The organism is Pseudomonas sp. SD17-1 (assembly GCF_029201585.1).
Lineage (GTDB): Bacteria > Pseudomonadota > Gammaproteobacteria > Pseudomonadales > Pseudomonadaceae > Aquipseudomonas > Aquipseudomonas palmensis.
Genome location: NZ_CP104044.1, coordinates 1,529,812 through 1,543,517, shown reverse-complemented (window position 1 = coordinate 1,543,517; position 13,706 = coordinate 1,529,812). Strand labels below are relative to the sequence as shown.

The 13,706-nt window shown below is 60.9% G+C and carries 17 protein-coding genes; 5 read left to right on the top strand and 12 right to left on the bottom strand.

What is annotated here, in order from left to right; genetic code table 11:
* Nucleotides 1-89: 89 nt before the first annotated feature.
* From N0B28_RS07030 to N0B28_RS07020, 3 genes are all read left to right on the top strand, one after another.
* Nucleotides 90-464, top strand: coding sequence for a YajD family HNH nuclease (locus N0B28_RS07030; RefSeq protein WP_043864199.1), 375 nt, complete (start codon nucleotides 90-92; stop codon nucleotides 462-464).
* A 65-nt stretch (nucleotides 465-529) separates the two neighbouring features.
* Nucleotides 530-1,000, top strand: coding sequence for an RNA methyltransferase (locus tag N0B28_RS07025; RefSeq protein ID WP_043864200.1), 471 nt, complete (start codon nucleotides 530-532; stop codon nucleotides 998-1,000).
* A gap of 66 nt (nucleotides 1,001-1,066) precedes the next feature.
* Nucleotides 1,067-1,432 carry a DUF2892 domain-containing protein gene (locus N0B28_RS07020; protein ID WP_043864201.1) on the top strand — a complete coding sequence of 122 codons (366 nt, stop codon included), beginning with the start codon at nucleotides 1,067-1,069 and terminating at the stop codon, nucleotides 1,430-1,432.
* Here N0B28_RS07020 and N0B28_RS07015 read toward each other — a convergent pair.
* Nucleotides 1,429-2,649 carry a hypothetical protein gene (locus N0B28_RS07015; protein WP_043864202.1) on the bottom strand — a complete coding sequence of 407 codons (1,221 nt, stop codon included), beginning with the start codon at nucleotides 2,647-2,649 and terminating at the stop codon, nucleotides 1,429-1,431. The two genes, N0B28_RS07020 and N0B28_RS07015, sit on opposite strands and share 4 nt — an antisense overlap.
* Before the next feature lie 23 nt (nucleotides 2,650-2,672).
* Nucleotides 2,673-3,119 carry a YcgN family cysteine cluster protein gene (locus N0B28_RS07010; RefSeq protein ID WP_043864203.1) on the bottom strand — a complete coding sequence of 149 codons (447 nt, stop codon included), beginning with the start codon at nucleotides 3,117-3,119 and terminating at the stop codon, nucleotides 2,673-2,675.
* 152 nt (nucleotides 3,120-3,271) lie between these two features.
* Here N0B28_RS07010 and N0B28_RS07005 point away from each other — a divergent pair, with 152 nt between their 5' ends.
* Nucleotides 3,272-3,865, top strand: coding sequence for a nitroreductase family protein (locus tag N0B28_RS07005; RefSeq protein WP_043864204.1), 594 nt, complete (start codon nucleotides 3,272-3,274; stop codon nucleotides 3,863-3,865).
* A 99-nt stretch (nucleotides 3,866-3,964) separates the two neighbouring features.
* Here N0B28_RS07005 and N0B28_RS07000 read toward each other — a convergent pair whose 3' ends face one another.
* The 5 genes from N0B28_RS07000 to N0B28_RS06980 all read right to left on the bottom strand — a co-directional run bounded on the left by N0B28_RS07000 (nucleotide 3,965) and on the right by N0B28_RS06980 (nucleotide 8,697).
* Nucleotides 3,965-4,897, bottom strand: coding sequence for a D-2-hydroxyacid dehydrogenase (locus N0B28_RS07000; RefSeq protein WP_275731167.1), 933 nt, complete (start codon nucleotides 4,895-4,897; stop codon nucleotides 3,965-3,967).
* A 78-nt stretch (nucleotides 4,898-4,975) separates the two neighbouring features.
* On the bottom strand, nucleotides 4,976-5,269 hold the full coding sequence (locus N0B28_RS06995; protein ID WP_043864206.1) for a YcgL domain-containing protein: 294 nt from the start codon (nucleotides 5,267-5,269) through the stop codon (nucleotides 4,976-4,978).
* Nucleotides 5,266-6,399, bottom strand: a complete 1,134-nt coding sequence (gene rnd / locus N0B28_RS06990) for a ribonuclease D (protein WP_043864207.1) — start codon at nucleotides 6,397-6,399, stop codon at nucleotides 5,266-5,268. Before rnd ends, N0B28_RS06995 begins: the two co-directional genes overlap by 4 nt.
* A gap of 97 nt (nucleotides 6,400-6,496) precedes the next feature.
* Nucleotides 6,497-8,131, bottom strand: coding sequence for a phosphoethanolamine--lipid A transferase (locus tag N0B28_RS06985; RefSeq protein WP_078481643.1), 1,635 nt, complete (start codon nucleotides 8,129-8,131; stop codon nucleotides 6,497-6,499).
* Nucleotides 8,132-8,331: 200 nt separating this feature from the next.
* Nucleotides 8,332-8,697 carry a 5-carboxymethyl-2-hydroxymuconate Delta-isomerase gene (locus N0B28_RS06980; RefSeq protein ID WP_058541519.1) on the bottom strand — a complete coding sequence of 122 codons (366 nt, stop codon included), beginning with the start codon at nucleotides 8,695-8,697 and terminating at the stop codon, nucleotides 8,332-8,334.
* Nucleotides 8,698-8,811: 114 nt separating this feature from the next.
* Between N0B28_RS06980 and N0B28_RS06975 the strand changes: the two genes are divergently transcribed.
* Nucleotides 8,812-9,039 (top strand): YdcH family protein, encoded by a 228-nt coding sequence (locus N0B28_RS06975; protein WP_043864210.1) that lies wholly within the window; start codon nucleotides 8,812-8,814, stop codon nucleotides 9,037-9,039.
* Between the two features lie 163 nt (nucleotides 9,040-9,202).
* Here the strand turns inward: N0B28_RS06975 and N0B28_RS06970 are convergent, their stop codons facing one another.
* The 5 genes from N0B28_RS06970 to N0B28_RS06950 form a co-directional block, all read right to left on the bottom strand.
* Complete coding sequence (locus N0B28_RS06970) at nucleotides 9,203-9,394, bottom strand: YhfL family protein (RefSeq protein ID WP_043864211.1); 192 nt, start codon at nucleotides 9,392-9,394, stop codon at nucleotides 9,203-9,205.
* 188 nt (nucleotides 9,395-9,582) lie between these two features.
* Entirely contained in the window at nucleotides 9,583-10,848 is a 1,266-nt protein-coding gene (locus N0B28_RS06965) for an aminotransferase class I/II-fold pyridoxal phosphate-dependent enzyme (protein ID WP_275731156.1), read from the bottom strand.
* An 80-nt stretch (nucleotides 10,849-10,928) separates the two neighbouring features.
* Nucleotides 10,929-12,146 carry a YcaO-like family protein gene (locus N0B28_RS06960; RefSeq protein ID WP_100634611.1) on the bottom strand — a complete coding sequence of 406 codons (1,218 nt, stop codon included), beginning with the start codon at nucleotides 12,144-12,146 and terminating at the stop codon, nucleotides 10,929-10,931.
* A gap of 64 nt (nucleotides 12,147-12,210) precedes the next feature.
* A complete protein-coding gene (locus tag N0B28_RS06955) occupies nucleotides 12,211-12,336 on the bottom strand; it encodes a hypothetical protein (protein ID WP_254996984.1) in 126 nt (41 codons plus the stop codon).
* Between the two features lie 405 nt (nucleotides 12,337-12,741).
* Complete coding sequence (locus tag N0B28_RS06950; RefSeq protein ID WP_275731148.1) at nucleotides 12,742-13,401, bottom strand: GNAT family N-acetyltransferase; 660 nt, start codon at nucleotides 13,399-13,401, stop codon at nucleotides 12,742-12,744.
* Nucleotides 13,402-13,706 lie beyond the last annotated feature (305 nt).

The following is a 13,706-nucleotide window of genomic DNA, read 5'->3' as shown; positions in this document are numbered from 1 at the left end:
CGCAAGCGCTGCGGTTTGCCTGTCCGAAATGCCCGTCATGGCGCTAAACTTCACGGCATAACCGTAACAAGCCCGAGAAAGGTACAACCATGAGTTCGGCAACCTCTTCCGCCGCCGCCACCGCGCGGCTGGACCGCATCCTCGCCGATGCCAAGCGCGACAAGGAAATGGGCTACCGCGACAAGGCCCTGCGCATGTACCCCCACGTGTGCGGCCGCTGCGCCCGCGAATTCGCCGGCAAGCGCCTGAGCGAACTGACCGTGCACCACCGCGACCACAACCACGACAACAACCCCCAGGACGGTTCGAACTGGGAACTGCTGTGCCTGTACTGCCACGACAACGAGCACTCGCGCTACACCGACCAGCAGTACTTCAGCGAAGGCTCCACCGCCAGCCCAAGCATCGCCAAGGCCACCCATAACCCGTTCGCCGGGCTGGCCGGGCTGCTCAAGAAAGACTGACCCTGCGCCCCACCCGTGCCGGCAAGCCCGTATAATCGCGTCTTTTTTCTCAAGGGCCCCGGCACGTGGCGAACAAACGGTACAGCTGCATTGGTCTGTTCAACCCCAAATCAGCGGAGAACGTCGGTTCGGTGATGCGTGCGGCGGGTTGCTATGGCGTGAACTCGGTGTTCTACACCGGCAAGCGCTACGAGCGCGCCCGCGACTTCGTCACCGACACCAAGCGGGTGCACTATGACATCCCGCTGATCGGCATCGACGACCTGCAGAAGATCATCCCGCTGGGCTGCACACCGGTTGCCGTCGAACTGGTCGAGGGTGCCCGCCCGCTGCCCGAATACACCCACCCCGACCGCGCGATCTACATCTTCGGCCCTGAAGACGGCTCGCTGGATGCCGACGTGCGCGCCTGGTGCGAAGAGACCATCTACATCCCGACCAATGGCTGCATGAACCTCGCTGCCACCGTCAACGTGGTGCTCTACGACCGCATGGCCAAGGGCCTGAACACTCGCTCCGGGCCCAAATTCAAGTAATCCGCGGGAACGTCCTGGCGGCCCTGGCGGTCTGCTGACTATCCATGCCCCCACAGGAGTACGACCATGTCCCAGAACAAGACCCTGACCCTGGCCACACCGTTTCAGAGCAAGACCGAACACAACGTGCAAGGCTGGGAGCGCGCTGGCTCCCTGGCCACGGGTGTGGTGATGGTCGGCAAGGGGCTGCGTCGCGGCGGTTTCTTCGGCCTGATCCAGATCGCCATCGGCGGCGTGGCGCTGGCCCGGGGCATCACCGGACACAGTTCGGCCAAGAGCCTGATCGAGCGCGGGCGCCGCGACCTGGATCAGATCCGCAGCAAGATCGAACGCACCGGTGAAGAGCTCAGCGTGCTGAAGGCCAATGCGCAAGCGGCCACCCACAGCGCCACGGTCACCGGCAACGACTCGCTCAAAAGCCCCAAGGCCTAACGCAACAGCTTGGTGTCCAGCACCTCGGAGCCACGCCCCAGCACGTTTTCACTGAGCTGGATGAACTCCGCGGTGCTGACGCTGTTGAGGCGCATCAGGCCCTGGGTCACGTCGTCCAGCGAACGCTGGTTATGCGTGTGCAGGCGGATCTCGCGGTCCAGCGCCTGCAGCAGCAACACCGCACGGGCCACCCCCGCATCGGTGATCTGCTCGCCGCGCAGCGTGGTGACCTTTTCGCCCTGCCTGGCCAACCGGGCCTGCACCGCCTGGTAGCGGTCCTCGGTGATGCCGCCGGCACGGCGCAGCAGTTCGATGCCGTAGTATTCGGCCAGCCCCTCGCCAATCCAGTCACTGCGCTCCTGGTCGTTGACCTGGGCGAACACCCGCACCAGTTCGCGCAACAACGGGCTGCTGCCGTTCTCGTTGACCAACGGGCGATTGCTGTTGAGGTAGATCGAGTGGTAGCCGGCCCGGGTGCCGCGCCACAACTGGTCGCGGGCGCCCACCAGCAGCAGCTTGGGCGGGTTGCGCGGGAACACGCTCTGCAGCTGTGGCCACACGAAGGTCAGCAGGGTCAGGGTGTCCATGCGCCGCAGGCCCTGGCCCTGGGGCCCGGCGACGGTGACCTCGGTCTCGCCCAGACGGGTGCGCCGGCTGCCCAGGTTGCCGGCGAGCATCCAGCCGGTAGGTCGGTCGAACAACCGCGAAGGGTTGTCGATGCGGAAACGCTGCTTGCCAATCCGCGGCCAGGGCGTTTCGACACTCTTCCAGTCGCCCGGCAACTCGAACACCAGGCGCGCGACCAGCTCGGTGCCGTCCTGCTGGTCGAGGCGCGCGGCAGGCACCAGGTCATCGCCCCGGAACAAGGCCCATTGCGCAGTGATGCGGCTGTCGTAGCCGGCGTTCTTCAGGGCATGGTTAAGCTGTACCCGGTAGCTCAGGCTGGACACTCCCGCCCCCGGCTGCCACAGGCCACGGCGTGCTCCGGCCTGCAACTGCCAGGCGCCATCGGCCTTGAAATCGCTGTAGACGGCTTCCTTGCCCAAGTCGAAATCCAGGCTGCGCACCGCTGCGCCGTCGGCCAGGGTCAGGCGCACCTCGGCCTGCCCGCTCTGGGGCAGCAGGCGCACGTGGTAATCCAGGTCGACCTTCTTCGCCCAGGCGCCATGGCTCGCCAGCAACAGCGCAGCCCCCAGCAAACAGCGACGTATCTCCATTCACATCCCCTTGCGCCGCAGCCTCAGCCGGCGCGGAAAATCAGATAGTCTTCCCAATCGTCTTCGGCCACGCTGTCTTCACTGAGCATGCGGCCAGACCACGAAATCCGTTGCTTGTGCACCTGCTCGCGATCGCCACTGACCAGGTGATGCCAGCTGGGCAGGTCCTTGCCCTCGCTGACCAGCCGATAGCCACAGGTGGGCGGCAGCCACTTGAACTGGTCGGCCTTGCCCGGGGTGAGCTGGATGCAGTCGGGTACCGAGGCAAAGCGGTTGGGGTAATCGCTGCACTGGCAGGTCTTGAGGTCGAGCAGCTTGCAGGCAATGCTGGTGTAGTAGACGCTGTTGTCGTCTTCGTCCTCGAGCTTTTGCAGGCAGCACAGGCCGCACCCATCGCACAGCGACTCCCACTCCTGGCGATCGAGCTGATCGAGGGGCTTGCTGATCCAGAAGGGTTGGGTGGCAGGCATGGTGCGTTTTGTCCTGTTTCAATTCAAGTGCGCGCGCGTGGCGGCGCCAGTCTAGGGCGTGTGGCCGGGCTTTGCCAGACCGCTTGTCAGGGCTGGCGCCACGCAGTAGTTTGACAGGCTGTGTGTTTTCCAACCCCGTCAGGAACCCCTCCATGAGTGCCAACCCTCGCGTTGCCGACTATGCCATTGCCGAGCAGTTCATCCAGCGCTGGTCGCCCCGGGCGTTTACCGCCGAACCGATTGCCGAAGACACCCTGCTGAGCTTCTTCGAAGCGGCGCGCTGGGCCCCCTCGGCCTACAACTCGCAGCCGTGGCGCTTTCTGTTCGCGCGCCGTGACACGCCGAACTGGGAGCGCTTCCTGGGCCTGCTCAACGAATTCAACCGCAGCTGGGCCCAGCACGCCTCGGCGCTGGTGCTGGTGATTTCCAAGACCACCTTTACCGCCCCTGGCGCCAGCGAAGAAACCCCGGCGCTGTGGCACACCTTCGACACCGGCTCGGCCTGGGGCCACCTGGCGTTGCAGGCCAGCATCAGTGGCTGGCATACCCACGGCATGGCCGGGTTCGACCAGGCGCTGGCGCGCAAGGAGCTGAAGATTCCGGACGGCTATGAACTGCATGCGATGGTCGCCATCGGCAAGCTGGGCGACAAGGCGAGCCTGGCCGAGTACCTGCAGGCCCGTGAAGTGCCAAGCCCGCGCAAGCCGTTGAGCGAGCTGGCGGCCGAGGGTGATTTCAGCCTGTAAGGCTGAAGTTCGCGGCGCCCCTTTCGCCGGCAAAGCCTGCGCCTAAAGGATCTCCTGTAGGCGCCGGCCTTGCCAACGAAGTCTGCGACGCGGTTTCAGTCAGTAGCCCCGCTCGAAATCCACCTCGCCACGCAACGCCTGCCCCGCCTCGTATGCCCGCAGATTCTCCACGAACAAACGCACCATCGCCGTCGGCGAGGTCGGCGCCGAGCTGTGCCCGGTCAGCAGCAGGCCCCAGGCGGTCCAGAACGGATGACGCTGCGGCAGCGGCTCCTGGCGGCATACATCGATCACCGCGCCCGCCAGGTGCCCCAGCTTCAGCGCCTCGACCAGGTCGGCATCGACCACCGACACCCCGCGCCCGGCATTGATGAACAGCGCCTGGGGGTTGAACCTGGCGAACAGCGCGGCGTTGTACAGGTCGTGGGTGGCAGGCGTATCGGGCAGCAGGTTGACCACATAATCCACCTCGCCCACCAACCGCCCCAGCTCATCCAGGCCGGCCACCTCGACAAACGGCGCCTGTACGCGGGCCTGGCTGGCCACGCCATACAAGGTGACACCGAAGGGCAGCAGGAACTCGGCAACCTGCTGGCCGATGTCACCGGTGCCCACGATCAGCACGCGCCGCCCTTCCACGCTGCGCCCCAGGCGCCCGTCCCACTTGCGTTCCACCTGGCTGAGCACGCGCGCGAGCACCTCGCGCTCATGGCCGAGCATGTAGGTGAGCACGTATTCGGCCATCACCTGGCCAAAGATGCCCACCGCCCGCGTCAGGCGATAGCCACGCGGCAAGCCGTCGACCAGCAGCGGGGTGATGCCGGCCCAGGTCGACTGCACCCAGGCAGGGCCGTGGCCCTGACGCAGCAGGGTGGCCAGCAGATCGGGCTGGCCGAGCCACACCGGGCATTCTGCTGCCAGCTTCGACAGTTCGGCAGAGTCGCCGCTGGTCACTACCTCGAGGTCCGGTGCCATCTCGCGCAGCAGGCGAGCGTAAAGGGCATGATCCTGTTCAACGATCAGAACGCGCATGTTTTGGATAACCTTGGCATAAACCACGGCGCTGGCCCGCTCACTGCGCGGGCCGCGCCATGCAAGACAGAAAAAAGCTCAGACCGGGTCGTTGCGCCGCAACAGCTCTTCGGGAAGATGCTCGATGTACTCGTCTTCAAGTGGCGGCATCTGCAGGTGGTAGCCCTGCTTCTCCAGATTGGCCAGCACCTGGGTGATGTCTTCGCGGGCCAGTTGGCGTTCGGGGGTCAACACCAGGTCGAAGGCATGCACCGGCTTGCCAAAGGCCGGCAGCAGCCCCTCGGGCACGCGCTCCAGGCCATCGGCCTTGAGCACGTAGAGGTACATTTCATTCTTGCGCGGGCTCTTGTAGATCGAGCAGATACGTTTCATGGCTGGTCTCCGGTGCCGGCCAGGCAATCGAGCAGCGCCTGGCCCATCCGCTCGCGGCGCCAGCCGCGCAACGAATCAGGCAGTTGATAGGGCCCGTTGGGGTAGCCGCTCTTGAGCAGCGCCTCGAGGGTTTTCTTGCGCAGCATCAGTTCGGGCGCGATGCCCAGGCGCTCGCCTTCGGCCTGGCCGATGGCACGCAGCTGCTTGAGCAGCGCCGAAGCCTCGATCGGCAAGGGCTCGGGCAGGGCCGGCGGCCACTCGCTGGGCGGCACGCTGGCGGCCTTCTTTATCAGCTCGAGCAGGAACTCGCCATCCTGGCGAATGGTGCGCGGGTGCATGTCTTCGATCTTGGCCAGGGCCGACAGATTGTCGGGCTGGGTACGGGCCAGAGGCCACAGCGATTGCTCGCGCAGCACCCGGTTGCGCGGCAGGTTGCGCGCACGCGCCTCGCGTTCGCGCCAGGCGCACAGCTCGCGCAGTACCGCCAGTTGCGCACGCGACAGCTTCCAGGCCAGCTTGGCATCACGGTACAGCTCGTAGGGGTCGGTTTCGCGGCGCAGTTGGGCCACCAGCTCGGCGCCGTCTTCCAGCACCCAGGCATTCTTGTCTTCGGACAACTGCGGGCGCAGGCGCTCGTAGACTTCGGCCAGGTGCACGGCATCTTCGGCGGCGTAGCTGACCTGGGTTTCCGACAGCGGGCGCTGCAGCCAGTCCGAACGGGTCTCGCCCTTGGGCAGCTCGATGCCGAGTACTTCCTGCACCAGTCGCGAGTAGCCCATGGAGAACCCGAGATTCAGGTAGCCGGCGGCCAGTTGGGTGTCGAACAGCGGCGCCGGCAGGCTGCCGGTCAGGCGCATCAGCACCTCGAGATCTTCGCTGCAGGCATGCAGCACCTTGGTCACGGCGCTGTCTTCGAGCAGCTCGGCCAGCGGCTGCCAGTCGCCGATCAGCAACGGATCGATCAGAAAGGCACGCTGCCCGTCGCCGACCTGGATCAAACCGGCGATGGGGTAAAACGTGTCAACCCGCATGAATTCGGTATCAAGCGCTACATAAGGCAACTGCCGCCACTGTCGGCAGTGCTCGGCCAGGCTGCGGTCGTCGCAAATCCAGTGAATATCGATGGCCACAAGGCTCTCCCACGAACAATGGCGCGCAGTATATACGGCGCAGGCCACCGCCGGGAAACCGCTCGACCGCCGTTCCCTCGCCAGCCTGCGCACGCGGTCAGTGTGTAGCGACCACCGGACGGCAACTGGCGAACATGTCCAGTTGCGGGTCGTACACCGAGGTGTGCACCCGCAGCAGGCCGAGCATCGAATGGAACAGGTTGTCCTGGCTCAGCGGCTGGTTGCGCGAGCGCTGCAGGCAGTCGGTATCGACGGCGTAGTCCTTGCGATAGCCATCGGAAAACCACGCCAGCATCGGTATGTGCTTCTGCTGCTCGGGAGCGAGCATGTAGGGCGTGCCGTGCAGGAACAGGTTGTACTCACCCAGCGACTCGCCATGGTCGGACAGGTACAGCATGGCGGTGTCGACCTTGTCCTGACGACTGCGCAGGACGTCGATCAGCGTGGCCAGCACGTGGTCGGTGTACACCAGGGTGTTGTCGTAGCCATTGATGATGCTCTGGCGGTCGCACTTGTCCAGGGCATTGCTGCGGCACACCGGGGTGAAACGCTCGTAGGCCTTGGGGTAGCGCTTGAAGTACTCCGGCCCGTGGCTGCCCATCTGGTGCAGTACCAGCACGGTGTCCTGCTGCAGGTTGTCGAGCATCGCCTCCAGCCCCTTCAACAGGATTTCGTCGTGGCATTCGCTGTCGGCGCACAGGGCCGGGTCCTTGAGGTTGCTGACATCCTCGAACGCCACGCGATCGCAGGTGCCCTTGCAGCCGGACTGGTTGTCGCGCCAGTGCACCGCGATGCCGGCACGCTGCAGTACGTCGAGCAGGCCCTCCTGGTTCCTGGCCTTGCTGGCGTCATACTGCTTGCGGGTGAAGGTGGAGAACATGCAGGGTACCGACACCGCCGTTTCGGTACCGCACGAATGCACGTCGCTGAAGGCCACCAGCCCCGCCTCCTTGCTCAGCTGAGGCGTGGTATCGCGGTCGTAACCGAGCAGGCCGAAGTTCTGTGCGCGGGCGCTCTCGCCCACCACCAGCACGGTCAACGACTTGCGGGCCTGGGGCGTTACCGCCAGCGGGCGCACGGCATCTTCGCCAATGCGGCGCAACGGTACATGCGCGCTGCCTAGCTGCTCGCTGACATAGGCTACTGCGGCGCCGACATAGTTGCTGGGCACGACCATCAGGTGCAGTTCATGGTGATTGCGAAACAACGAGGAAAGCCCCTGGTAATTGAGCAATGCCACCGCGCCCAGTACTGTTGCGCTGGCCGTACCGACCACCAACTTGCTCAACAACTCGCGTGGGAAGGTGCGATAAAGAATCGGGGTTTTATATAAAAGAATACTCGGCACTACGCCCAGTAACAGGATATAGCCGGCCAACGTGAACGAGAGCAGATCACGCACTTCGGTGGCATTGGTTTCCATGGTATTGCGCAACATGCCCACATCGATCAGCACGCCGTAGCGATTCATGAAGTAGGCCACCCCCGCGCTGACAAGGAACAACCCCGCCAGCACCGGCTTGAACACGGGCCGGAAGGCCACCAGGGTCAGCACCAGGTTGAACGCGCAGAACACCAGCACGGCAAACGCCAGGCGCAGAACCAGGCCCGGGGCATCCCCCGGCACGATACTGAAAACATGCTGCCACAGCACCGCGTTGAAACCGATCAACAGGTACAGGCTGGCAATCAACGTTACCCATTCGGCACGCAGGGGCTTTAACTTGAACATGGCGCTTCGCTTCTTGAAAGTCCGGGACGATGTCATTGCAACATCAATTAAAAACAAGGCGGACTGTAGGCAGGGTGCCATCAATTTTTCGTGAAAAAGACGCCAACAAATAATTGCACTTTATTGAGCGAAGGGCAGAACACTTCTTGTTCAGCCTTTATTCAGGAACAGGGCCTTGTCGCCCTGCCCCCGAACAGCGGTCAGGCGGGCAACAGCACCTTGGCGTAGCTGTCACGGTCCATGTCGACCAGCTCGACGCTCAACTGAAGCTCGCGACCGCTCACCTCGACCACCGCATCCTTGAGCACCTCGAGCAGGCTGCCCGAGAGCTGCTTCTTGACCTCCGGGGAGCGGCCGCTGAGCAGTGACAGCCGCACACAGACAAATGCCCGCTCGACCGGGGCCACGCCCACACGAAAATGTTCGAAGGCGCGCGCGCGACTCTTGATATCCAGTTCCTGGGCGAACTGACCACTGCCGACCAGCGCGTGATTCAGGCGCAGCAGAACCTTGTCGACTTCAAGCTCGCGCAGGTTGGCGCTGTATTCCAGGTGCAGATGGGGCATGACTCGGGCGTCCGTCGGGGGAAATGATTCGACAGACTACCCCATCTGCGGGGGGCGGCAAACGCGTCTATCCTGAAGGTTCATGCCCACCAACCTATCAGCAGAGGTGAAGAGATGCCGGTCAAACACGATTTGCTTGCAGACCTGAATCTGACCAGGGAAGCCTTCGACGAAAAAAAGAAAACCGATCCGCGGCTCAGTACGTTGCACGAGAAGTACAACGCGATCGACGCCCAAGTGGTCGAGGCAGAAAGCGGCAGCGCCACGGACGATCAGGTGACGGAACTGCGCAAGAAACGGCTGCTGACCAAGGATGAGATCGTCGACCATCTCAAGGCCTAGGCGTTGTACCGCTGGCCGTGCTGGATAAATCTTGGTTGACCACAACAGTTAATATCATTTTGACATCAACCTTGTGCCAGGTAATTGGCAAGCCAAAAAAAACCCCGACACTTGGCGTGTCGGGGTTTCTTGATCAGGCCGCAATGGCCTGATCACGCCAAACTTACTGCTGCTGCGGCAGTTTGTCGATTGGACCGCAGCCACCAATAACCTTGGAGATGGAAACCGAAGGGTGGAACAGGTAATCGTACGAGCAGTTCTTTGGCTGGTTGTACACTTGGCCAGTGCAACCGGACAGCAGGGCAACACCCGAAACAACAGCGATTGCGACCGATGCCTTGATAAACTTTTTCATTCTAAATCCCTTAAATTACGATTCGCCGTCTTACTGATGGCGCGGCGATTGTAAGGAGGCCAGCACAATAAATCAAAAGATTTGTTACACCTTTCAAAGCCTTATGGAACGTTCGTGCTAGTTGCCCGGGCAGGGCCTGCGAATCGACTTCGACGGTCATTCTGATTTTCGACTCAGATTCTCGAGCTTCACACCGGCGACTCTTCGCCTGCTGCCGAGGCTTCGGCGGGCATGGCAAGGCGCAGTGCGCGCCTGATGTCTGCATTGATATCGTCAGTGTCTTCCAGCCCCACAGAGATTCGGACCAACCCGGGAGGTACGCCCATTCGCTCCAGGTCGGTGCCGCCTGCTCGGGCAAAACTACCGTAGTGATAACACAGGGATTCAATGTTCCCGAAGGTGGTACCTGTTCGTATCAATTGCAGTTGACTAACAAAGATTGTGCCCGCTTCCTGCGAAGGCAACACAATGGCAATAAGACCTGTATGCAATGACGGGTCAATGCCGTTAGCCTGTGCGCTCCTGGTCGACCATACGGCACGCCATTGCAACGTGGGAAACTCCTGATTCAACATGGCAATGACAGCAAGTGCATTGTCGGCATGCTTTTTCAATCTGAGCGCAAGTGTTCTCAAACCACGCACCGTAAGCCAGGCCGAAAACGGGTCGAGGATCAGCCCGGCACTTTCCCTGTGAGACTTCAATGCTTTGAACAGATCCGGGTCATTGGTACTTATCATCCCGCCCATTACATCGCCGTGCCCATTGATATGCTTGGTGGTGGAATACAAGGTCACTGCCGCCCCCAGCGACAACGGCTTCTGGCAGAGTGGCGTTAGAAAGGTATTGTCGACAACCAGAAGAACGGCGTTCTTCATGCAAAGTTGCGCCAGTTCCGCAATATTGATGTCCAGAAAAGCCGGGTTGGTAGGTGCCTCGATAAAGATCATTCTGGTGTCGGGCCGCAGGGCCGCCTGAAACGCCGCCGTTTCGTACGCTTCAATGACCGACAGCGTCATGCCACGCTGACGTGTTTCATGCTCAAGCTGTTCGATCACTTCATAGAACAGGCCGCGGGGCACGATGACGTGGTCACCTGCGCCCAGCAGCGCACGAAAGACCAGCAGGCAGGCGGTCATTCCGCTGTTGACTGCCAGACTGTAGGCACAGTGTTCGATGGCACGAAACTTCGCCTCCAGGACGGAAACGGTGGGGTTGGCGTAGCGCTGGTAGGCAAAGTTTTCCTCCTCTGCATTGCCGAGCATGTCCCTCCCCGCTTCAACGGAGTCCAACAGTGCCGCGGAATTGCAGATCAGTGCGGGCACTGGAAACTGATCCAGGCCCGCCTCATGTTGCCCCAGGTGGATCGCGCGGGTAGCAGCGCCGAGTGGCGAAGACAGCAGATAATCACGGCGCTGCCGTTCACGCGGGCTCACGTTTTTGGTTGGGCTCATGAATGGCCTGATTCCGAAAGAGAGGGCTGATCCAGCCCGTTGATGATGACCTGCCCCTGGCGACCTGAGGGTGGTGCCGTTTACTCGTACTTGTAGCAAGGCACCACTTTTCCACCCAGCGAGACGATGGAGAACCTTTCCATTTTCGGCATGACGGCACAGGCCAGGCTTACTTGGGCCGCGCTGCAATGCAGCTCCTTTACCCAGATGGGATGATCCGCCTTGAAGCACTCGTGCTTCAGGTGCAGCAAATGTTGATCCAGTGGCATTCTGTCCGGGTCGCGTGGCATGGGGGCAGATGTCATCCTGGCGCGCTGCGTCGAATCAAACGCCAGGCGCAGGCACCGCAGCAGCCGTGGGTGCCGTGCCAGGTTGTTCCTTGAACCTGTCCATTCCCGGGTGACCTCTTCCAGGCCTTCGGCGACTTTGTATTGCTGCACCAGCTCCTTGATGGCGCGTGCTGCGGCGTGGCTCGGGTACAGCGAACAGCCACCGCCAACCACATGCACATCGGCGATTGTCTTGTCTGGGCAATAGGCAATGAAAACGGGATAGGGTATCTGGCTGGTGGCGTCGAACACTTCGATCGAGGCCCCGATAGCACCTTGCGCATCGCGCAAGGTTTGCAGCAATGCTTGCGGCATCGAGGCGTGAGCGATCTTTCTTATGGGTGTTTTGCACTCGTAAAAGAAGTGCTGTGCAATAAAGCGGCCGATACCGTGGCGCTCTATGACTTCGCTCGCGGCATGTATCGCCGCCTCGGTGAACCCGTAGCCTGCTGCCACACCCGTACCACAGGAATATCGGCGCGCAGCGCCATAGTCGGCATCATCGCCAGCGATGGCTTCATTGGCATACTGATGATTGATCAGGAATGACGGGTAGTGCAGATCAGCGCCGCCTGATGCTTCATGCGCCGCAAAGTGGATGACAGCCATCTGTGCAGTCTTCGAATGACGAAGCATCTGCACCGGCAGTACGTCCTGCAGGGCCGGTTGGGAAACTACCGAATCAAAACACTGCAAGGCGCTATGGGAGCGTAGTTGAAGTGGCCCCATGCTATGTTCATACGCTTCATACTTGGCGCCGATGCGCGCCTCTGCTTCATACCCTTTTCCGCAGCCGACAGACTCCATGTCACGGCTGTCAAAGGGGAATTCAAGCGTGGCCACAGTGCTGGACAGCGGGCTACCGTAACGGTTCAGGGTTACCTGTATTCCTTCGTTGATAAAATGCTGATCTATCACACTTTCTGCATCTTGCAATGACAACGTACGCTCGGGAGCAATCATGTTCATCGGCTGGAATTTCCATATACGCTGAAAGAAAAATGAGGCGCAGCAAGCGCCTCATTCATTTTCATCACTCAGCCAGTACAGCAGCTTCTTCTGGCGTGAACTCTTCTTCCAGCTTGACGCTATCCACTTCGTCTTCAGCAGGTTGGTCGACCTTGAACTCGTTGATATACATGCAGCAGTACTTACCCATGGAAATATCCTTTTCATGATGGATTCATGTGCGCACTTGTTTTCAGGTGCAGGTCGAGAGTAATACCGGCCACTTTCACTGCCCATAGGAAATGTCCTGACTCCAGGCGTGAATACGTGGTTTATGGGGTGTTACTTGAGTGCCAGAATGCGCCGAAACAGGGAACAGTGTTTCCTACGCACAATTGCTGTGCGCACGCGAAAAGCAAAAAGCCCCTGAAACCGTAGGTTTCAGGGGCTCTTGCATGTATGGCGGAGAGATAGGGATTTGAACCCGTCCGATTTAATCCATAGGCCGGAATAGGCCAACAAACACGGTGAAATAGGCTTTGGAGCTGGCCTACGACGGCCTCTCGCGGCCCCTGTTTTGCCCTAATTTTGCCCTAAATGAGCCCCTCTGATACCGCTACGCTCGCTGCTTCAACCGCTGCTGTAGGTACTGCTTCGCCTTGGTCTCCTCAGCCTTCAGAAATTTCTTCATAGCCTTGTTCGCCTGCTCGACTGCGCGCTCAGTGGAGCGGCGCGATGCAGCCATCCGCTCTTGCAAAATGGGAGGCTGCTGCTGGAGTTGATCAGGGTCAAGGATCGGCGTCTCTTCTTGAGGATCGCCTATCACCATCACGATTTGGTTTTTGCGCACTGAGGCAGGTACGAAGCCGTATCTTTCGTAGCGAGGCACCTGATGCACGTCGCAGGAGAGGCTGATGATCGAGTATCTACTGACAACATCACGCATGATCAAACTCATGATGCCCTGGTTACGCCGGGTCTTGCTTACCGCAATGTAGTAGACGCCGCACTCACCACTGGGTGACAGACCGCACAGGGCAAAACCCAGCATCTCTCCATGTTCGGTCGCGGTCACCAGCTCGATCTGAGATGGGGCGGAGCGAGCCAGATAAGCACGAACCTCGGTGAGCAAGATCAAGCGATACGCGCTGAACAGAGGGTGTGAGGCAGGCGGGTGGGCCATGGCCAGATCTGTGACGTTCTCAGCAACGAGGTCCAACACCTGCTCCCCAAGCGCTTGAATGACGGGAGCAGAAACTGTATCAATTACGATCATCGTGGGTCCTTGGCTGGGTGGCTTGAGATGGCGGCGCGCTGACATTACCACCACATACCCCGATTGTGCTGGTGCATTAATGAAAAAAGGCGCTCAAGCCCATATGTGCTGGACTTGAGCGCCTTTTATCGACAGTGCGCTAGGAGTGCTTTTGGCATGGGTTGGCATAGAGTGGCGAATGATTCGCCCCATATTTGCCCCAAATATCACGCTAATGAACCTTCTGTGTAGGTGCTCCAAGCGCTCGTAACTGATAGTCGTGAACCGCCTAGAACAGAGACTCTGCCAGCCCCCGTAACCGCTCC